Annotated in this window: 18 protein-coding genes; 9 read left to right on the top strand and 9 right to left on the bottom strand. The window is 50.1% G+C overall.

The window, feature by feature from the left end; translation table 11 throughout:
• The first annotated feature begins 7 nt into the window (after positions 1–7).
• Together HR45_RS08910 and HR45_RS08905 are read left to right on the top strand one after the other, a co-directional pair.
• Positions 8–3,133 (top strand): efflux RND transporter permease subunit, encoded by a 3,126-nt coding sequence (locus HR45_RS08910; protein ID WP_037442096.1) that lies wholly within the window; start codon positions 8–10, stop codon positions 3,131–3,133.
• Between the two features lie 505 nt (positions 3,134–3,638).
• Positions 3,639–4,232 (top strand): transglycosylase SLT domain-containing protein, encoded by a 594-nt coding sequence (locus HR45_RS08905; RefSeq protein ID WP_052074630.1) that lies wholly within the window; start codon positions 3,639–3,641, stop codon positions 4,230–4,232.
• Positions 4,233–4,265: 33 nt separating this feature from the next.
• On the opposite strand, the gene HR45_RS08900 is transcribed toward HR45_RS08905, so the two are convergent.
• Positions 4,266–5,108: a 23S rRNA (adenine(2030)-N(6))-methyltransferase RlmJ gene (locus HR45_RS08900; RefSeq protein ID WP_037442095.1), complete on the bottom strand. Its 843-nt coding sequence runs from the start codon at positions 5,106–5,108 to the stop codon at positions 4,266–4,268.
• Between the two features lie 127 nt (positions 5,109–5,235).
• Here HR45_RS08900 and HR45_RS08895 point away from each other — a divergent pair, with 127 nt between their 5' ends.
• The 3 genes from HR45_RS08895 (at position 5,236) to HR45_RS08885 (ending at position 7,174) form a co-directional block, all read left to right on the top strand.
• On the top strand, positions 5,236–6,000 hold the full coding sequence (locus tag HR45_RS08895; protein ID WP_037442093.1) for a class I SAM-dependent methyltransferase: 765 nt from the start codon (positions 5,236–5,238) through the stop codon (positions 5,998–6,000).
• Between the two features lie 122 nt (positions 6,001–6,122).
• A complete protein-coding gene (locus HR45_RS08890) occupies positions 6,123–6,668 on the top strand; it encodes a DUF2937 family protein (protein WP_063355103.1) in 546 nt (181 codons plus the stop codon).
• A 26-nt stretch (positions 6,669–6,694) separates the two neighbouring features.
• Complete coding sequence (locus HR45_RS08885; protein WP_037442091.1) at positions 6,695–7,174, top strand: peroxiredoxin; 480 nt, start codon at positions 6,695–6,697, stop codon at positions 7,172–7,174.
• A 1-nt stretch (position 7,175) separates the two neighbouring features.
• On the opposite strand, the gene envZ is transcribed toward HR45_RS08885, so the two are convergent.
• The 5 genes from envZ to modA form a co-directional block, all read right to left on the bottom strand.
• Positions 7,176–8,495, bottom strand: a complete 1,320-nt coding sequence (envZ, locus tag HR45_RS08880; protein ID WP_037442089.1) for a two-component system sensor histidine kinase EnvZ — start codon at positions 8,493–8,495, stop codon at positions 7,176–7,178.
• Positions 8,492–9,217: an osmolarity response regulator transcription factor OmpR gene (gene ompR, locus HR45_RS08875; protein ID WP_037442088.1), complete on the bottom strand. Its 726-nt coding sequence runs from the start codon at positions 9,215–9,217 to the stop codon at positions 8,492–8,494. Before ompR ends, envZ begins: the two co-directional genes overlap by 4 nt.
• A gap of 175 nt (positions 9,218–9,392) precedes the next feature.
• A complete protein-coding gene (modC, locus tag HR45_RS08870) occupies positions 9,393–10,478 on the bottom strand; it encodes a molybdenum ABC transporter ATP-binding protein ModC (protein WP_037442087.1) in 1,086 nt (361 codons plus the stop codon).
• Complete coding sequence (gene modB / locus HR45_RS08865) at positions 10,472–11,170, bottom strand: molybdate ABC transporter permease subunit (RefSeq protein ID WP_037442086.1); 699 nt, start codon at positions 11,168–11,170, stop codon at positions 10,472–10,474. Before modB ends, modC begins: the two co-directional genes overlap by 7 nt.
• A gap of 3 nt (positions 11,171–11,173) precedes the next feature.
• Positions 11,174–11,941: a molybdate ABC transporter substrate-binding protein gene (modA, locus tag HR45_RS08860; protein ID WP_037442085.1), complete on the bottom strand. Its 768-nt coding sequence runs from the start codon at positions 11,939–11,941 to the stop codon at positions 11,174–11,176.
• 80 nt (positions 11,942–12,021) lie between these two features.
• Between modA and HR45_RS08855 the strand changes: the two genes are divergently transcribed.
• Complete coding sequence (locus HR45_RS08855) at positions 12,022–12,882, top strand: TOBE domain-containing protein (RefSeq protein WP_241461084.1); 861 nt, start codon at positions 12,022–12,024, stop codon at positions 12,880–12,882.
• 84 nt (positions 12,883–12,966) lie between these two features.
• On the opposite strand, the gene HR45_RS08850 is transcribed toward HR45_RS08855, so the two are convergent.
• Positions 12,967–15,810: a glycine betaine ABC transporter substrate-binding protein gene (locus tag HR45_RS08850; RefSeq protein WP_162180649.1), complete on the bottom strand. Its 2,844-nt coding sequence runs from the start codon at positions 15,808–15,810 to the stop codon at positions 12,967–12,969.
• A 532-nt stretch (positions 15,811–16,342) separates the two neighbouring features.
• On the opposite strand from HR45_RS08850, the gene HR45_RS08845 reads away from it, so the two are divergent.
• The gene (locus HR45_RS08845; protein WP_052074629.1) at positions 16,343–17,029 is read left to right on the top strand and encodes a hypothetical protein; all 687 of its coding nucleotides are present in this window, start codon (positions 16,343–16,345) and stop codon (positions 17,027–17,029) included.
• Positions 17,022–17,474 carry a hypothetical protein gene (locus HR45_RS08840; RefSeq protein ID WP_037442082.1) on the top strand — a complete coding sequence of 151 codons (453 nt, stop codon included), beginning with the start codon at positions 17,022–17,024 and terminating at the stop codon, positions 17,472–17,474. The genes HR45_RS08845 and HR45_RS08840 overlap by 8 nt, the downstream gene beginning before the upstream one ends.
• Positions 17,475–17,706: 232 nt before the next feature.
• Here HR45_RS08840 and HR45_RS08835 read toward each other — a convergent pair whose 3' ends face one another.
• Together HR45_RS08835 and HR45_RS08830 are read right to left on the bottom strand one after the other, a co-directional pair.
• Positions 17,707–19,536, bottom strand: a complete 1,830-nt coding sequence (locus HR45_RS08835; protein WP_063355102.1) for a flotillin family protein — start codon at positions 19,534–19,536, stop codon at positions 17,707–17,709.
• A gap of 10 nt (positions 19,537–19,546) precedes the next feature.
• Positions 19,547–20,212, bottom strand: a complete 666-nt coding sequence (locus HR45_RS08830; RefSeq protein ID WP_037442080.1) for a YqiJ family protein — start codon at positions 20,210–20,212, stop codon at positions 19,547–19,549.
• Between the two features lie 254 nt (positions 20,213–20,466).
• On the opposite strand from HR45_RS08830, the gene greB reads away from it, so the two are divergent.
• The gene (gene greB / locus HR45_RS08825) at positions 20,467–20,949 is read left to right on the top strand and encodes a transcription elongation factor GreB (protein ID WP_037442078.1); all 483 of its coding nucleotides are present in this window, start codon (positions 20,467–20,469) and stop codon (positions 20,947–20,949) included.
• Positions 20,950–20,961: the final 12 nt, after the last annotated feature.

The following is a 20,961-nucleotide window of genomic DNA, read 5'->3' as shown; positions in this document are numbered from 1 at the left end:
TAATTTTATGGCACGCTTTTTTATCGATCGCCCCATCTTCGCGTGGGTGATCGCAATCCTAATTATGTTGACGGGGATCCTCGCGATTAAATCGCTGCCCGTCGCGCAATATCCCAAAATTGCACCGCCAACAGTGGTGGTGTCTGCGACCTATCCTGGTGCTTCGGCCAAAACGGTTGAAGACTCAGTAACGCAGGTGATTGAACAACGTATGACAGGTCTTGACCACATGCGTTACATCACCTCAAGCAGTGATAGCTTTGGTAACGCGCAGGTAACGGTGACCTTTAATGCCGAAGCCGATCCTGATATTGCGCAGGTGCAAGTACAGAACAAACTGCAAGCGGCAATGACCTTGCTGCCGCAGGAAGTACAAGCGCAAGGGGTTAACGTTAATAAATCGACCTCAGGCTTCCTGATGGTATTGGGCTTTATCTCTGAAGATGGCTCAATGAACAAGGCGGATATCGCTGACTTCATTGGTTCTACTATTCAGGATCCAATGAGCCGGGTATCCGGTGTTGGTGAGACGCAGTTGTTCGGTGCGCAATACGCGATGCGTGTTTGGCTCGACCCATTGAAGTTAACCCAATACAACCTCACTACTGCCGATGTTACTGCCGCGATTCAATCGCAAAACGCTCAGGTTGCCGCTGGCCAGTTCGGTGGTGCTCCCGCAGTACCAGGCCAAGAGCTGAATGCGACGATTACTGCGCAAAGCCGTTTGCAAACACCAGAACAGTTCCGCCGTATCATTCTGAAATCAAACGAAGCAGGTGCTAACGTTTATTTGGGAGATGTAGCACGCGTTGAACTGGGCGCAGAAAACTACAGCGTCACGTCGCTGTATAACGGTCAACCCGCAAGTGGTTTGGCAATCCGTCTGGCCACTGGTGCTAACGCCCTAGATACGGCCAAAGCGGTACGCGCTAAGTTAGACGAACTGAAGCCTAACTTTCCGCACGGCTTAAAGGTTATCTATCCATATGACACCACACCATTCGTTGAAAAATCCATTGAAGGCGTAGTCCATACGTTGCTAGAAGCGATTGTACTGGTGTTCGTCATCATGTACCTGTTCCTGCAAAACTTCCGCGCCACCTTGATCCCAACGATTGCCGTGCCAGTGGTACTGCTGGGTACCTTCGCGATTCTGTCATTTGCGGGTTACTCCATTAACACCCTGACCATGTTCGCCATGGTGCTCGCCATCGGTTTGTTGGTGGACGATGCGATTGTGGTGGTGGAAAACGTTGAGCGGGTGATGGCCGAGGAGGGTCTCAGTCCGAAAGAAGCCACCAAGAAGTCGATGGGGCAAATTACCGGCGCCTTGATTGGTATCGGTGCCACCCTGTCAGCGGTGTTCGTGCCGATGGCCTTTATGTCGGGCTCAACCGGGGTAATTTACCGGCAGTTCTCCATCACCATTGTCTCAGCGATGGCGCTGTCGGTGATTGTGGCGATTGTGCTGACTCCAGCGCTTTGTGCCACCATGCTGAAGCCGATCAAAAAAGGGGAAGTTCACGGCCAAACTGGCTTCTTCGGTTGGTTTAACCGCAGCTTTGAACGTTTCACTAACGGCTATGAAAGCACTGTGGCCAAGTTCCTGAAACGCAGCTTCCGCATGATGCTGATTTACGTTGGCTTTGTTGCGGTCGTGGCGTGGATGTTCACCCGTATGCCAACCGCGTTCCTGCCCGATGAAGACCAAGGCATGCTGATGACGCTGGCGACTTTGCCACCGAACTCATCACAAGAAAGTACCGAAAACGTCCTCAAAAAAGTGTCTGATATGTATCAGAAAGAAGATGGCGTGAAATCTGTGTTTACCGTCGCGGGCTTTAGTTTCGCCGGCCGCGGTCAAAACATGGGTATGGCGTTCGTGAACATGAAAGACTGGTCAGAACGCACCAATGCTAAAGACAGTGTGCAAGCGGTAGCTGGTCGCATGATGGGAGCCTTCTCGCAAATCAAAGATGCGATGGTATTTGCTATCGTGCCGCCAGCAATTATCGAGCTGGGTACGGCGAACGGTTTTGACGTTTATCTGCAGGATCTGACTGGCCAAGGCCATGAAGCATTGATCCAAGCCCGTAACCAGATGTTGGGCATGGCATCACAAGATCCGAAATTGATGGGCGTTCGTCCTAACGGTCAAGAAGATGCACCTATGTATAAGCTGAACGTGGATCACGAGAAGCTGAAAGCCTTGGGTGTTGAAATCAGCACAGTGAACCAAACCCTCGCTACCGCGTGGGGGAGTTCATATGTGAACGACTTTATCGACCGTGGTCGTGTAAAACGTGTGTACGTGCAAGGTGAAGCCAAATACCGCATGCAACCAGACGATTTAGATAAATGGTACGTGCGTAACAACAGCGGCACCATGGTGCCATTCTCCGCCTTCGCCACTGGCGAGTGGGAGTATGGTTCGCCACGTCTGGAACGTTTTAATGGTATCTCAGCCGTGAACATCCAAGGGGCTGCAGCGCCAGGTTACAGTACCGGTGACGCAATGGCCGAGATGGAAAATCTGGCGAAACAACTGCCACCTGGCTTTGCCTTGTCATGGAACGGTATCTCTTATGAGGAACGTTTGTCGGGTAACCAAGCACCAGGTTTGTATGCGTTGTCGCTGTTAGTCGTGTTCCTGCTGCTGGCCGCATTGTACGAAAGCTGGTCAGTACCGTTTGCGGTAATTCTGGTAGTGCCACTGGGTATTATCGGGGCATTGCTGGCAATGAACGGTCGCGGCCTGTCTAACGACGTATTCTTCCAGGTCGGCTTGTTAACCACTGTAGGTCTGGCGACCAAGAACGCCATTCTGATTGTGGAATTTGCCAAAGAATACTACGAGAAAGGTGCCGGACTTATCGAAGCTACCTTGCACGCAGTCCGTGTGCGTATCCGTCCAATTCTGATGACCTCACTGGCATTCGGTTTAGGTGTGGTACCACTGACCGTCAGTACCGGTGCAGGCTCTGGTAGCCAACATGCTATCGGTACCGGGGTGCTGGGCGGTATGATGAGCTCTACCTTCTTAGGTATCTTCTTCATCCCAATCTTCTTCGTGGTAGTTGAGCGTCTGTTTGTGAAAGGTAAACCGACTGAAGCGCCAGCCAAAGCTGAATAAGCCTGAGTGATTGCATGCAAAAAGCCCGACTGTTGAGTCGGGCTTTTTATTTACCGCTTATCGTTCTATCTTTAGCATTAGTTCGCTGAATTTCAGGCAAAAAAAAGACCCGGGGAGGGTCAAAGGTAAGCTTAATGAACTAATCACTGTGTAACCATGTACGCGTTCACTTTAGCTGAGTAAGTCTGAATAGATGCTGAATATTTTTTAGCCGAATTATTAATATTCCTTCATTAATGAATGTTGCTAATAGCCAGCCAATATAGAAACGACGTACAAAAGCACTAAATTTGCCACTTAGAATGCGAATCACTAGCGTAATTGACTAAAACATAACGTTAAGTAACGCCAAAGATAGCATAATGATATTGAAAACTACGATGATGTTGAATTTATCACCTGTTTCAAAACAATTAGATAAGAGAGACATTTGATGCAACTAGCATGGCGACAAAACCTCACTAAATCAGGCGTAAGACGTCAATTTGCCAGAGTTTTCTGTGTCATGTTCACCTGTTTGTTAGTACTGCTATGCCAAGGTGTTTTTGCGCAAGAAAGTAAAGAACGCGTATTTCGTTACGAAGATGCTAATGGAGTGGTAGTTTTTAGTGATCAACAACCCAAAAACCAATCGTTTGAAGTGCTGCTTTATGATTGTTACGCCTGTAATCCCGATTCTAAGGTCGACTGGCATAACACTCCGCTGTTTACCGAGCAATACCGCCAAGAGATAAGCTTAGCCGCCAAGCAACATCAGTTAGATCCAGCGCTCATTCGCGCGGTTATTCATGCCGAGTCCGCCTTTAACCCAGCAGCGCGCTCACGCACTGGAGCGGTGGGGCTGATGCAATTGATGCCCGCGACAGCCAAAGAGGTGGGAGTCAGCAACCGCTACAATCCAAGTGACAATATCGAAGGCGGCAGCCGTTACCTTGCCGAACTGATGCAACGTTTTCATGGCAATATGCAATTGGCCTGCGCCGCCTACAATGCCGGACCGACATTAGTCAGCCAACTGGGTGCCGTGCCCGACTACCCGGAAACGCAAAGCTATGTCGAGCGGGTGCAGATCTTATGGCAACGCTATCGTCAGCAGTAGCGCTCAATTAACTTATCAGGCAACCGCTGACTGTTACTCGCCCACTTCCCACGTAAGCTGAATGCTACCATCTGCTTCGCCCAGCAGCGGTTTTAAGTAGTTGAGCATCTCTTCTGCCAGAGTATCTAACTGCCAAGGGGGATTGATCACCCACATGCCCGCGCCGGTCATGCCAAATTCATCGGAATCCGCCCGGACATTTTGCTCAATGCGTAACTGACGGCGAATACCACTGTTTTTCAAGGTTTGCAGCATGGCTTCGGTGCGCTCACGATCCACCACCGGATACCAAAGCAAGTACACTCCGGTAGCAAACTTGCGATGCGCTTTGATGATGGTGTCCGCTACAGCATCGTAGTCGCTTTTGATTTCGTAACTTGGGTCAATCAAAATCACCCCGCGACGCTCTAACGGTGGCACGGCGGCCAACAAACCTTTCAAACCGTCGCCGTTTACCATCTGCACCTGCTTATCACCAGCAAAGTAGTCTGCCAACATCTCTTGCTCGGTTGAGTGCAGCTCATGCAGTACCATGCGGTCTTGCTCGCGCAGATTCATATCCACCAGCGCGGGCGACCCGGGATACTGTACTAATTCGTCGCTATCGCCATTAAAGTGCTGCACATTCTCCAGATACAGCTGCAAACTCGGTGGCAGGTCAGGGGCTTGCCACAAGCGTGCTACGCCATCGCGGTACTCACCGGTCTTTTGTGAGAACTCATCCTCTAAGCTGTAACCACCCGCACCGGCATGAGTATCGATATAGACAAAGCCTTTTTCCTTCTTTTGCAGCAATTGCAGCGTGTGTAACAGCACCGCGTGCTTAAGCACGTCAGCATAGTTGCCTGCATGAAAACCGTGGCGATAACTGAGCATAATAAATTCCGTCGACCGAGTTGGCCGCATTATAGAGAGCCGCACGCCAAATTGCATCCGAGCAGCGCTATCCGCCATCCCCCAGTTTTGGCATAATGCGGCCAATTCATGATTAAGGAACTCGCCAGTGAGTCGCACACCGTTTGATATCTATTTTGACGCAGACAATAGCGCCCTCAACGCCATCGCCGCAAGCTGGCAGTTGCAGCATACCGATGACGCGTTATTTGAGCTCAAATATGTCGAGCAGCAACTCACTCTGTTTAAACGCGACGAACCTAAACTTGGCGGTATCAACGTCGATTTCGTCGCGGGCGCTGTGGCCCACAGACGTAAATTCGGTGGCGGCCGTGGCCAAGCGATTGCCAAAGCCGCGGGGTTAAAACAAGGGGAAAATCCGACAGTGCTGGATGGCACCGCCGGGCTTGGCCGTGATGCGTTTGTGCTGGCGAGTCTTGGCTGCACTGTATCACTAGTCGAACGTCACCCTGTGGTTGCGGCCTTGCTGGATGACGGCTTACAACGCGCTTATCAGGATGCAGAAATTGGTGACTGGATGCAGCAACGTCTGCATCTGCTGCCAAGCCATCATATCGAATTATTAGCTGATGAAATGGCGGCGAGTGTTGATGTGGTCTATCTCGACCCTATGTACCCGCACCGAGAAAAATCGGCACTGGTGAAAAAAGAGATGCGCGTATTTCAAACCTTGGTGGGTAGCGATGATGACGCCGATGCCCTCCTCGCACCCGCGCTTAAAATTGCCAGCAAACGCGTGGTGGTAAAACGCCCGGATTATGCTGAAGATCTCGCCGGTGTAAAACCATCAACGGTAATTGAGACCAAGAAAAACCGCTTTGATGTCTACGTCAAAGCAGCGATGAAAGACTAGCGCGTCACCCTAAGGACAGATGCGGTTCAATATTTAGCTGTTATCATCATAATTCCATCATCCTAAGCCACACTTTGGCTGTCTGCGTTAACGACTGCCACTGAGTACAGACGGAGCTAACGATGTTGAACGCTATGGTGAAATTGCTACGAGATTATCTACGGCTGGTCCTGTTTTGCTTGGGCGTACTGGCGGGCATTCAAGTGCCGGGATTTGTGGATCAATACCATAAAAGTCTGCAGGCACATCTGGCCGAGGTGAATCAACAACTTACGGGTTTTCAACGCGATGCCGACCGCTATTTTAATGGCAGTCTGGAGCAGTTGATCCAGCACTATGCAGCCAGTGATGACCCGATATTTACAGCTGGCGGCCAAAATATTGGTGATATTGCCCAGCGCCGCCAACAACTCGCGCAAGCACTACAAGGTTTCGACGGTGCCTTTTGGCATCCCTACCGCGAGTTAGTCTTGCATCCACAGCCCGATATTCGCGCAGAAGTGTGGCAACACTTCAGCTATCAACTATTGTTGAAACCAGAGGCCATAGTGTTCGGCTTGCTCTCAGGATTACTGACTGCGATGCTGATTGAAGCCTTGTTGAGTGCCTGTTTCTGGTGCACTATCAAAGGCGTAGGTCGAATTTTCAAACGGCCTATTTCTTCTTAATGCCTTTATTACACGGAGTATTTTTTATGATTGCTGTAGGCCAACGTCTTCCCGATGCAACTTTGAGTGAACTCACTGCCGACGGTGTAGTTGAGCATCAAATCCGTGAATTATTCGCGCAGAAAAAAGTGGTACTGTTTGCGGTACCCGGCGCTTTTACGCCCACCTGCTCCAATGCCCACTTGCCCGGATTTGTCGCACTTGCCGATGAAATCAAAGCCAAAGGCGTGGACTTGATTGTCTGTGTATCGGTTAACGATGCCTTTGTCATGAAAGCCTGGGGCGAACAGCAGAACGCCAGTGAGATTATGATGCTGGGTGATGGTAGCGCCGCTTTTGCTAAAGCGCTCGGTTTAGAGTTTGATACGGGTAATTTTGGCGGTGTACGCTCTCGCCGCTATTCAATGTTGCTCGATGATAGCGTTGTCAAAATTCTGAATCTTGAAGCGCCAAAAGCCTTTGAGGTAAGTGACGCCCATACCATGCTAGCAGCACTTAACGCCTAATCTACGCTGGCGGCCATTTGGGCAGCCACACCTTAGCACACAGGCCGCCTTCAGGCCTGTTGCTGAGGCTGACCGCGCCATGATGACGTTCAATAATGCGCTTGATAATCGCCAGTCCCAGTCCCGACCCGACGCTACCACGCGCGCTGTCGCCCTGAGTAAAAGGTTGGAACAGTTTCTCAACTTGATCAGCCGCAATACCCGGGCCGTTATCTTCAACCGTAAAGTAGGCACCGGCGCCATCATTACCGCTGGTAATCTGAATCCAGCCGTGGCCGTAACGCAGTGCGTTCTCCACCAGATTACCCAACACGCGTTTGACAGCAATAGCACTGGCGGTCACCGCCTGACATTGACCCAACTTGAGTTGTAGCTCAGTACGATTTTCTAACTGCGCGACTTCGGCAATCAGCTGATTTAAGTCTACCGCCGCGCGGTCATGCTGCTGGTCATGCCGAATATAGGCGATGAACTGATTGATGATGGCATCCATATCTTCGATATCTTTGACGATGCCTTCCTGCAGATAACTGTCCTGCTCGCTCATCATTTCCGACGCCAGCCGAATACGCGTCAACGGCGTACGTAAATCGTGGGAGATCCCCGCCATCAGCAAAGCGCGGTCCTGCTCAAGTTGCTTCATGCTGGCCGCCATCTGGTTGAAGGTATTGGTCACCTCCATAATCTCAGATGAGCCCGCCAGCGGCAGCAGATCAGGATATTCCCCTCGCGATACCCCTAAGGCAGCGCTGCGGAGTCGTCTTAATGGCCTGTTTTGCTGCCGCGCAAACCACCAGCCACCAGCGACACTGAGCGCGCCAATCACCATCAGATACAGGTTAAGGGGTGACAGGGCATTTTCATTCCAACCATCCAGCGGTACCCGAATCCACACGGACGGTGCTTGCGGCGGCTTAATCCACACTTGCAAACCTTGGTGCTGCGAAATGCGGACTTCGGCATCACCTTTCAGATATTGCGACATCTGACTCGACAAAAAGCCGTAGTAAGTGGTGTCTTCTATGCCCGCTTCACGCGCCTGTTTTTGATTGAAGATCTGCATTTCGCCACCATGCACTTTGGCGTTAAGGGCATCGACCAGCGTGAGATGCTCACGACCAATGTCGACACCATCGGCGAACAACAGATTGATCTGCCGCGCTATCAGCTGGTTAATCTGCTGGTAGCTCGGCTTAATGAAGTAAATGGTAACCGTGAGGTAGGACACCAGCTGATTGATCAACAATAAGCAGGCGATCAGGGTAACGGTTTGGCTAAAGGCACTGCGAGGCAGCAGATAGTGCCACCAGCGGCGCTTCATTTTCTGGCGGCGCCGTCAGGTACGAACACATAACCCAAGCCCCACACGGTCTGAATATAACGTGGATTGGCCGGGTCTTTTTCAATTAAACGGCGTAAGCGCGATACTTGAACGTCAATCGAACGCTCCAACGCAGAATAGTCACGTCCACGCGCCAAATTCATCAGTTTGTCACGCGATAACGGCTCACGCGGATGCGTCACCAATACCTTCAACACCGCAAATTCACCACTGGTGAGCGCGATCGATTCATCGTGATGGTACATCTCGCGTGTCGCCAGATTGAGGCTGAACTCGCCGAACTCGACAAGCTCTTCTTGTTGTGAAGGCGCGCCAGGAATTTCCTGAGTTTGGCGACGCATCACCGCTTTGATGCGGGCCAGCAGTTCGCGTGGATTAAACGGTTTTGGCAGATAGTCATCGGCACCGAGTTCTAAACCGATAATCCGGTCAACTTCATCGCCCTTGGCGGTGAGCATGACAATCGGTAAGGCGCTGCCTTGTTGACGCATGCGGCGGCAAATGGATAAGCCATCTTCACCGGGCAACATTAAATCTAATACCAACAGGTGGAAATTTTCGCGCTCCAACAAGCGATCCATCTGTTCGGCATTTGCGGCGGTACGCACCTGAAAGCCCTGCTCCATCAGATAACGCTCCAACAATGCCCGCAGTCGCATATCATCATCAACTACCAGAATTTTTGAGGTTTCTTGTCCCATGGAATTGTCCTTCAAGGCCGATGCCGTTCAATACGCTAACGCGGTATTTTGGCACCATACTAACCGAATTAATGTCGAGAATGGCAAATTTAGCGGTTAAGGGCACAAAAAACTACCCTGTACTTTGTAACAGCAATTTAAGACAGCGAGTTAGGCTTACCCGCGCATACCAAGATTACGCTGCCGCTAAATCGGACGAGGTCAGGCTTACGCCCTTAATCTGGGCAAAAAGTGGTTCACCAACAACTAATTGCAACTCATCTAACGCCCAACGGGTGATGTTGGCCCACAGCACTTTTCCAGCCAAATCGAGCTTTAAGCTAACGTACTGCCCGGTTTCGGCAGTTTCAATGGCGCTGAGCGTCACTGGCAGCACATTGCGAATGCTGGTCGATTGCGGACGCTCACGGCAGACTGACACTTGGTTACTGTGAATACGGGCGCGAATGCTCTCCCCTTGTGGCAATAACTTATTGACCCACAGCGAAATATCCTGCGTCAGGTCAAGTCGGCTCATTTCATAGCTGGGCAGGGTTTCGACCACACGTGCCGACAACAACGAGCTTTGCTCCTGCACACTCTGCCACGGACGCAGCAACGGACTGTCCCACACCTGTTCCAGAGCACCGTTAAGCACCATCTTGCCGCTGTCCAGCACCAGCATATGATCGGCTAGCTGTAGAATTTCATCCAAGCTGTGGCTGACATAGACAATCGGCAGCTTCAACTCTTCCGCCATACGTTGTAAATAAGGCAGCAGCTCCTTTTTCCGTGGTAAATCCAACGAGGCCAAGGGCTCATCCATCAGCAGTAACTCAGGTTCGGTGAGTAATGCCCGACCAATGGCAACACGCTGCTTTTCACCGCCGGAAAGTGCCGCAGGATAGCGGGGTAATAGCTTCTCTAACCCCAACAGCTCCACCACTGTGTCAAACGAGGTTTTGCGGCCTCGACGAGGGCGACCATAGTTGAGATTGCCGCTCACACTGTAATGCGGAAACAAACGTGCATCCTGAAACACAAAGCCGGTGCCACGTTGCTCCGGCCGCAGATTGATGCGACGACTCGCATCAAACAGCACGCGCTCGCCAAGTTGTACACGGCCGCTATCGGGCGTAGCTAAACCGCCGAGAATATTCACCAGCGAGGTTTTGCCCGCACCGGAACGCCCGAAAATAGCACTGACGCCATAGGTCGGTAACTCAGCCGTTACCTGCAACAGGGTGTCGCCTAACTGCTTGTTGATATCAATGGTTAACATTGGCCACTGGCCCTCAACTGTACGCGCCGCCCCAGCCACTGTGAGGCCACCAGCGACACCAACGAAATCACAATGGCGATAACACATAAGCGGGCTGCTTGCGCTTCGGCGCCCGGCGTTTCGATAAAGGAATACATCGCCAGCGGAATGGTGCGGGTTTCCCCCGGAATATTGGACACAAAGGTGATAGTGGAGCCAAATTCACCGAGGCAGCGGGCAAAGGCCAACACCATGCCCGACACAATGCCCGGCGCGGTAAGAGGCAGACTAATGGTAAAAAACACCTTTAATCGCCCGGCGCCCAAGGTCCGCGCCGCTTGTTCTAAGCGCGTATCTACCGCTTCAAACGACTGCCGAATCGCGCGTACCATTAAGGGAAACGCCACTACCGCAGCCGCCAAAGCGGCGCCGCGCCAGCTAAAACTAAAACTGATGCCCAGATAGTGATACAGCCAGCTACCCAGCCAGCCGCTGCGCCCCATACTGACCAACAACAAGTAACCCACCACCACAGGCGGCAACACCAGTGGCAGATGCACTATGCCGTCCAGCAGCGATTTTCCGGGAAAGCGACAACGCGCTAAAATCCAGGCGACCATCACGCCGAATGGCAAACTGCAGCACACCGCCACACTCGCCACTTTGAGGCTCAGCAGCAGTGCCGCCACTTCATAGTCGGTCAGCAACGACATGGCTTACTGCACCTTAAAGCCGTACTTGATGAATATCGCTTTGGCTTCATCCGTTTTCAGGTAGTCATACAGCGCTTTTGTGGCAGCAGTTGGCTGAGCTGACGTCAAAGCCACCGGATAGGCAATTGGCTTATGGCTAGTAGCGGGGAATTCCGCCACCGTTTTGACTTGCGTTGACACCAAGGCATCTGTGGCATAAACGATACCTAAACTGGCCTCACCACGTTCCACCAGCGCCAATGCTGCTCGCACGTTGTTAGCGCGTGCCAGTAATGGCTCGGCCGCCGACCACAGACCTAAGTTTTCCAACGCTTGCTTAGCATAACGTCCAGCAGGCACATGATCTGGATCGCCCACCGCCATGCGGCTATCGCCAATCACTGTGGCAAGGTCTAACTTGCTATCAACAACGACACTGGGCAGTGGCCGTGATTTGGGCGCAATCATTACCAACGCGTTGTGCAGTAAGGTGTAACGACTGGCGGTATCGATCACCTGTTGCTCTTGCAGATAATCCATCCACTTTTGGTTGGCCGATAAAAACATCTCGGCGGGTGCGCCTTGGGCTATCTGACGCGCCAATGTTGATGAAGAAGCAAAGGAGAAACGCGTTTCCGTGTCGTGGGTCTGGTCAAATTGTTTACCGATGTCGGTCATCGCGTTAGTTAATGATGCCGCGGCAAACACGGTAATTTGCTCTTTTGCCAAGGCTGCAAATGAGACTGAACTGGCGATAATCGCCCCCAGTAACAGCTTGATTCCAACTTTCATTGTTCTCGTCCCTAGTAAGTCATCTTAGTCTTGAGTATTCGTTATATACTAAACTATATAACGATGAACAAGGATTATCTGTGACTTTTTTGATCAGCAGTAGCCTTTCGCGGGTGAATCAAGGACAATGGCTTTGGCTACAAATGGATAACATGATTATGGATCTTAAAGCACTTCTTACCCTGAATGACGATAGCAAGCTATTTGCTAACCCACGTAGAATCAAATTGTTACAGCAAGTTCAACGTACAGGTTCTATTAGCCAAGGCGCTAAAGAGGCGGACATTAGCTATAAAGCGGCCTGGGATGCTATCAATGATATGAACACGCTTGCAGGGCAAGAGGTGGTGCATAGCGCCAAAGGGGGCAAAGGCGGCGGTGGCGCCAAACTAACCCCTTTTGGTGAACGTCTGTTGCAACTCTATAGCCTGATGGATCAAATGCAGGATATGGCGTTGACCGCCTTAGTGGATGCAGCTGTTCCCATGGGTAGCTTGCAGGAATTGATGGCGCATTTTTCACTGGAAACCAGTGCCCGTAACCAACTGCTCGCCGAGGTGGTCTCACTCCAAGGAGACAGCCTTAGCGATAGCATTCGCCTCAAGTTGGCGGGTAATCAGATTGTAGAAGCGTCGATCACTCACGCTAGCACCGCAAAGTTGGCGCTCAATGTGGGTAAAAAGGTGCTGCTGCTATTTAAAGCGCCATCGGTTTCGATTCAGTTGCACAACGATGATTCCAGCAACAACCAACTGCGCGGTGTTATTTCGCAATTGGTAAAAGGCGATTCACGCACTGAAGTCACCCTCGATATCGGCGGTAATGATGCCGTTTATGCCTCTGTCGGCAACGATACTATCGTCGGATTTAGTCTCGCAGAAGGCGATTACTGCTACGCCTGCTTTACCCCAAGCAATGCCATTATCGCCAGCATGAAATAACTGCTGATAGGTAGCCGTATCCAATACCAAAAAGCACAGCTGACGCTGTGCTTTTTGCCTCATCTTGCTCACGCCGCATCGCTGTTACTGCAAAGCGCCGGTCGCGTCTTGCGGGTTCCCGTGACTGGGCTCATCAGCCGTGATATTGGCAGATGGGGAAACAAGTTCAAACCCAGTCAACCAAGACAGCACTTTATCCTGATGGGTCTCGACCCACTGCTTAGCAAGCTGCTGCGCGGTCTGCCCAGACTGCATTTTGGCTAACATGTTGACCAACTGTTGGTTGCTGATCTGAAAATGATTCAGCAGTTTGATCACTTCATCTGACTGCTGCGCCAACGAACTGCGATAAGCGACGCGAATTTCGGTATTGGGCCACGCACTGCCACCCAAGCTTTTCAGCTTGTCTTTCGGCGGCTGTTTAATTTGCGCCCATGCCGCTTTATTAAACGCTTTATCCTGCACAAAATGCACATGCTGATCTCTGAATACCGCATCTGGGTAGTAGCAGAAGAACAAGCTCGACAACTGCTGCCGATTATTACGTTGCAACAGCATCTGCATCACATCGGTGTCAAACACATGGAAACGGTACTGCTTATCTAAGCCATATGCCGCCAGACGGCGTTTTTCAATTGCCACCGATGCCCAGCCTTGCCCGCCGACCCAGATATCACCCAGACCATCACCGTCGAGGTCAAATTTTTGTGCCGTCTCTTTGGACAGCAACTGGGTGTAGGACAATGAACTTTGCTGCTTCGGCAGACCGATATCGGTGTAACACAAGCCCTGCTCAGCTTGAGATGCCTGTTCCCCCAGTGTGACCGTACCAAACGCTCGTACATAACGACGGATCAGTTCACTGTTATTTTCTACCCACAAATCGGGATGCACATCGACAATGCCATCCTTCTCATCCATGGCGCGAAACACCTGCTCATTGGCCATCGACACCACTGACGCTTTTAACTCAGTGTGCTGATTGATGATCTCCGCCAGAATATGGCTCTTTATCTGCGCCGACGGCCAGTCTAACAGTGCGATATGAATTTCATGCGGCGCAGGTTTACTGTTGCTGGCCACCAGCGGCGAGCTTTCATACGAGCGTTGTTGCTGCAACGACTCAAACAGAAAGCCGTAACCGAAGCCGACAAAGAGAAAAGCAAATACGCCGAACACCCAGTAAGCGGTGCTGCGATTTTGCACTGAACCCGCTCGAGTGTTTAACACCCGCTCGATATCTTGCTCGGTCTGTGACACCTGCGGTTGCTGCGCCTCCGCCACCGGATGGGGTTTTAGATAGCTGAGCAGATTGCGGCAGACTAAGGCGTGGTCGTGGCGAATACGCACATATTTGTCGCGCTCGAAAATAATCAACAGCAGATAGATGACCGCGGCGCCGACAATCAGCGCAAACAGCCCCGTGGACAAGGTCGGTGGTCGAAACACCAGCGAGAAAAACACATTGGTGCCGCCAAGCAGAATCAAAATCACAAACTCTTCCGGCGAAATGCGGTCGCTTTCAATCGTCATCAGCTTATCGCCGATTTTAAACAGCTCTAACAGTTGCTGGCGTTTGCCGTCATCCTGCTTGACCTGAGGCAACATCTCATATTTCAGCTGTTCAAGGTGTTGTTGGTTGCCTGCGAGCTGCCGTAAATTTTTAAATGCGCGTAAAAAGCTGTGCAGATTTCCAAGTACATACTGTTTGATGTTACTGCTGTATTGCTGCTCTGACGCCGAATTGCCCTGCGCCTCCAATACGCCAATAACCTGCTCGCTAAAATCACCGAGTAAACCTTCACGTTCGCGATTAAGCGAGGCAGTACGATCTAGCGCGAAGGTCGCCAACAGTACAAAAAAGACCGTCGATACCGCCAGCAAATCGTAATAGCTGTTAATTGCCGCCGTCGGCATAAACAGAATCCACAACCCGATACTACACACGGCGACGAACAGAAATAGCATCGAAGAACGCAACGGATAACGCAGTCCGAGGAAGATATTGGACGAGACAATCAACACCGATGCGACAGCTTCGTACTGGTTCAGCAAACGCCCTTGCATGACCGCCAGAATCACCACCGCGCCAACCGGCATCAAATACCACAAGGCGCTGATAGACGCGTTGCTGGAGAGAAACACAGATAAGTCATACAGCAAACTGCCCAGCGCTAATATCGCCACCCCAACAAACAGCAACAACAGGAAACTACTGCCACTGACGGCGGGCACCTCGTTACCGGACAATACAAACGCCATGATCAACAATGGCGCGGCCACGGTGCGCACCCCAGCTTCGGTCAATAAACCACAACGAAAATGACTCAGGTTGAGACCGTTGTTGGCCGAAATCGCCGTCCAGTTATCCATGCAACGCATACGGAAATAGCAATTCACGGCCATCGCCAAGCCACCTAATGCGGCGAGGCCGATGGTTTGTAGCATCGGGCTGTCGAGTAACAACCAATCCGCCATATCAATATTGGGCGCAGTCAGCACTAAAAAGCCCGCAAAGGCAGCGCCGGAAAAGACATAGTCACTCAGCGCAATCTTGCGTTTATTGCGTCGTAAGGCGCTGTCGATATAGAAAAATAGGATCGGCCAGGTTTCAAACACCAAAATGGCTATCACATCAAAGTCTTTGGAACGACTTAACGCGGCATATAACAACAAGTGATTGGCACAGATCAGTATGCCGGAGAAGAGGGTCGGCAGTGACAACTTCCGCAGGTTGTCACGGGTTAACACCGCTTTGGCTAACGCCCGTCGCTGATGAAACAGCATCACGGCAACGCACAGCAAGGTACAGACGGCGGCAAACGAATGCGCTACCGCCGCCACATAAAACACACTGGTTTTATCCACCAAGTAGTTGACCACGGGCGGATAGAGCATCCACAAACCAATGGCGACAAACATCAACATGATCGGGTGGCTCATTATCTGGCGTAACGTTAGCGGCAAATCTCTGTCTCCAAGGCGTTGTGGCTAGCGTGAGGTCGATAGTTATCAGTGTAACTAAAAAGTTATTTGATGTGGGGCTTTTTATATGAAAAGCGAATAATGGCTAGGCAGGCGATGGATCATGAAAGAAATGGTCACTTGCCATTGCTTATAAGACGGATATTGAGAGACAACATCCTGTATCGTGTCGTTCATCAGGAAGCCGAAAAACTGGGCAGCAATGCAGTCGTATCAAACTCCCCTGTATTTTGGTCGATTCTGAGCACATCTTCGTGGGCACTCCCTCATTATTAAAAATAATAAACGGCATTAAAATCAATTAGTTAAATTTGAATTCGCAAAATACTAGGTTGGGGAAACGCACATGCGGCGTTTCCCGGATAGTGTATTTGAGGAAAAGCTGATAACTTCTTTTTAATACAAAGAGTTAACAATGCGTATTTTTAGTAATCTAACCTCATAAATGCGCACTAATAATCTGTTAGGCATACACATGAGTTGTGCTCACGACAAAATTGAAGCTGCGTTGGATAGATGGCAAGAGAGCCACTGGTATCTTCATCAGATTGAAGGTAACTATCATGACGCGGACGCTCTTAGGTATTCTATGAATGCCTTTATACGATCTTTGCGGGAAATTCCCGATATGATCAATATGGCACTACAAAACCATGACGGATTTCCTGCGTGGCATAAGCCAATTAGAAAAGAATTAGAGTTAGTAGATCCTCTTTTCTCCAAAATAATCCAGCATCGTCGTCATATCGTTCACAAGTCAATGTTAAAGCCAGAGAGCAAAGCTTTTGTGGCATCTATTAGAGGGTATACGATCAAGATGCAATTTGGTTTTTATGTTGATCCCTTTGAAGATAGCGATCTTGCGATTAAGAGGTTTATCGAGCGCTCTGAGAAAGAGCCAATACTAATGCAGGCTTTAGCGCCAGATGAAGTTCAGGTTTTAGCTCTTATCAGAGAGTGGCACATTGAAGGTTTTGATGAAGAGATAATTGAGTCATTCCGAAATGCTTGGATTAGAGTAACAACCTATTTATCAGATATTCTAGAATTTCTCGGTGGAGAGCGCTTCCCAGAGGGGTTGCCTCCTTGCTTTAGAGACTCTAGGGACTTTAGGTATAAAAATTATCATGGCCTCCAGAAAGAGGCCCAAGCAAATGCCTAACAAAGTCAGCCTGCTGGGGCCGATAGTACTCAAGAAAAGTATGCGTAAGATTCTCGTTTTTCTATCAATCACGCTAATCACAGCATGTGCAGCAGAAACTGAAAGCATGTCTAGTTACTACCCAGAATATGTGGGTGGATACTTCTATCTCGCTGAAGATATGGCCTTGTTTGAAGTTGATGAGCACAACTACAGCTTTTTTGAAAATACTTTGGTAAGCCAGTCTGATTGCTGTGCTAGCGGGAAACGAATAGCTTTGTTACCCAAAGGCACTAAGATCCAAATTCGCGATATTCTTAGGTATATTCAATTTACTAATGATTGTAATGAGGCAATAGGAAGTGTACTCGTTAATGGGAGGCATTTAGACTTTGAATACTTTATAAATTGTAATTATCAAGGCGTTAAACCGGTTGAAGATTTACCGTGGAAACGAGAGTTATAACAAGTTACTTAATTTCGTTAAGGTCATGAGTAACGTAACATCCACAGGACTTCCTACACTGCGTCAACCAATTAGCAATGCACGAACCACTCCATCGCCTTTGTAGTATCTCATAATTAAACAAATCGAGTTGTCCAACAACGAGTTAAGAAGAGTATTACTCCTGTAAGAGCAAGAAGCTAAGCATAAAAAAGCACAGCCTTAGCTGTGCTTTAAGATGCTGAATCAATACTTATTCGATGTCAGCGGCTACATCTGCAGCCGGTGGCGTAGTTCCGTTGGTTTTTAACGGTGCGCTATCTACTGTAGTCCCCTTCACCGCTTTACTGTGGATTGCGCTTTGAGTGATGGCGGCACTACCACTCAATAACTGCTCCAGACCTTCACCCTGCTTGACCATGCCGAGTTCTGACAACATAGCGTCCACCATAGGCGCATTAGCACGATACTTCAGCGCGGCATTGGTGATCTGCTCCGACAGACTGCCTTCGGCACTGACGCCTTCGCCAGCACTAGCGCTGCTGCCTAAGCCGTTATAGCCCTGCAAAATCTTAATACTGTCGATATGTTCCAGAGGTTTCACAGTTTGCGCGATGATGTCTGGCAGCACTTTGAGGATCTGAATCGCTTTTTGAAGCTCAATTTGCTCTAAGCTCAGCACGTTATCGGCTTCGTTGAGCATGCGCTTACCTTCAGCTTCTACCTCATAGCTACGCGCTTTCGCTTCTGCTCTGATGCGCTCGGCTTGGGCACTCGCTTCTGCTTCAGTCACTAACGCTTCGGCGCGAGCTTTCGAGGCGGAGTTCTCCGCTTCTGCGGCCACTTTCACCGCAACGGCTTCACGTTCAGCTTCTTGGCTGGCTTCCAGCACTTCAATCTGTTTCTTACGGTTGGCTTCGGCCAATTGACGCGCGGTGATAACCGCTTCTTCGGCTTCTACTTTCTTACGCTCTTCGCTGGCTGCATCAGCGCGGGCAACGGATTCTTCTTTCGATTTCACCGCCACCGCCACTTGCTTGCTCTGCTCCGCAACTTCAACGGCGCGTTGCTGCTCAATTTGCTTCTCGCGAATGGTTTGCTCTTGATCGATTTTCGACGCTTCAATCGCCTTTTTACGCTCGATTTCGCGCTGTTCGATCACCTGCTCTTTCTCAATCCGTGCCTGTTGAATGGCACGCTCTTTATTGATCTCGGCAACTTCAGATTCACGCGCTTTTTCAGCCGCCTGTTGGGCAATCAGGGTTTTCTGTTCGGCACGGGAGAATTCCAGATCACGTTGCTGCTCCAGTGATGCTTGTTCTTTGGCCTTACTGATATCCAACGATTGTTTGTCAGCTTCGAGATTACGGGTTTCAATCTGAATCCGGGTTTGCTGCTCAATATCGTTGGTTTCTTTGCGTTTTTCCTGAATGATACGCGTCAAACGCGCACGACCTTCGGCGTCAAAGGCGTTATTGGCATCAAAATACTCGAGATTCGTTTGGTCAAAGCCGGTCAGCGACACTGACTCCAGCTCCAAGCCGTTCTTCTCCAGATCGGTTGCGACGTTGTTTTGCACCCGCTGCACAAAGTCGGCCCGCTGCTCATGCATTTCGGTCATGGTCATTTCGGCCGCAACTGCACGCAATACGTCAACGAACTTACCTTCCATCAACTCTTTCACTTGGTCAGAGTCCATGGTGCGATAACCTAAAGTTTGTGCCGCCATCGAGATACCTTCGGTGGTTGGCGCCACCCGCAGATAAAACTCGGCGCGTACATCCACCCGCATGCGGTCTTTGGTGATCAGCGCCGATTTTAGATCGCGGACCACTTCAATGCGCAGTGTGGTCATGTTCACTGGCATCACTTCATGCAATACCGGCAACACGACGGCACCGCCATCTTTAACCACTTTCTCACCGCCTAAACCGGTACGTACAAAGGCGGTTTCTTTGGTGGCACGCTTATACAATTTGGCAAAAATCAAACCAATAGCGAGAATGGCAACCACCACCACGCCGGCAATAATTAACATCAAGCTCAGGTTATCCGTAGTACCTGACTGAACAAATTCGTTCATACGTCCTCTTTTAACTTAATGATGAATGGGAATTGAGTGCTTTCACGATGAAGTGACGTTTGGTTTTTTCGAGTAAGGCGACTTCGGTGCCGGCAGGCAACACGCTGTCATCTTCGGGCGCCACCAAAATGTAATGTTTCTGGCCGAAATCATCGACTAACACTGCTTCGGCAGGCAGTTCTCGCCGAGCTGTGCCAATAGTGATCCGCGCCGATTTGCCCACAAATGAGCGGCTGCTGATGGCGGAAGATTCGTTTTTCGGCAGTAAACGCGCCAATGGCTGGCCAATCATGCGCGTTAACCACAACATGGCCACAATCGCGACCGGTAAGCTGATATAAAGTGGCAACAAAGTGCCAAATAGATTTTGTGCAGTGGCATTCACCACATAGCCGCTGACACTAAAGCTGGTCAACGCCAGAATGAGCCATACCAGAAACGGCAGTTTGGCAAAACAAAGCCAGCCGAGCAGCGCCGTTACGCCATTAGCCGGATTAGCCAGTTCCACGCCGGCATCGGCATCAATGTCGAGATCGACCGGCAACAACTGATCAATCAAATTCCCTAATGAGATGCCCACAAGAGCACCAACACCTTCCACTAGCGCTAGCAACAACATCAAGCACAAGGCACAACTGAAAAGAAAATTCTGATCGCTCAGTAGAAACTCAAACATATGCTCGTTCTTCCATGTGACATAATATGTCAAGTTATCGAAATCGGCTGAAATGTCAACCGAAAGATTAAAAATTCCTTAAAACGTTTTGTACGAGTCACAAACATTCACCCAGCTGATACTGATGCGAAGATTGGCACTCACCCGCAAGGGCAGTATATTACCCTGAGTCGTCAATAAGCCCGTGAAACGGCCTAAAGTTCGACTGTCGAAACAACATTTTTACCAAGCCAGTTTATTGTCTAGGATGCAGCTTGAGAACAAATTTAATCACGCCCGAAGGCTTAGCTAAACTCAGCAAAGAGTTGGATTATTTATGGCGCGAATATCGCCCTGAAATCACCAAAAAAGTGGCCTGGGCCGCCAGTTTAGGCGATAGATCAGAGAATGCAGATTATAAAGAAAACAAGCGCTTACTAAGACAGATAGATTCGCGCGTGCGTTTTTTGCGTAAGCGCATCGAAGCGCTCACCGTGGTCGAATATTCACCCGTTCAGGAAGGCAAAGTGTTTTTCGGCGCTTGGGTTGAAGTGGAAAGTGAGCAAGGTGAAGTGAAGCGTTTTCGTATCGTTGGCCCCGATGAAATTTACGGCGAGAAAGACTACATCTCCATTGATGCACCGATGGCGCGGGCACTACTCAAAAAGGAAGTCGATGATGAAGCCACGGTGAGCACGCCAACCGGCGATAAGCTGTGGTTTATTAATCACATCAGCTATCAAAAGCCAACGGCTTGATACACCAAGATT

Source organism: Shewanella mangrovi (assembly GCF_000753795.1).
Lineage (GTDB): Bacteria > Pseudomonadota > Gammaproteobacteria > Enterobacterales > Shewanellaceae > Shewanella > Shewanella mangrovi.
Note: the sequence above shows the minus strand (reverse complement) of the source record. Positions and strands in the feature narration are given on the sequence as shown.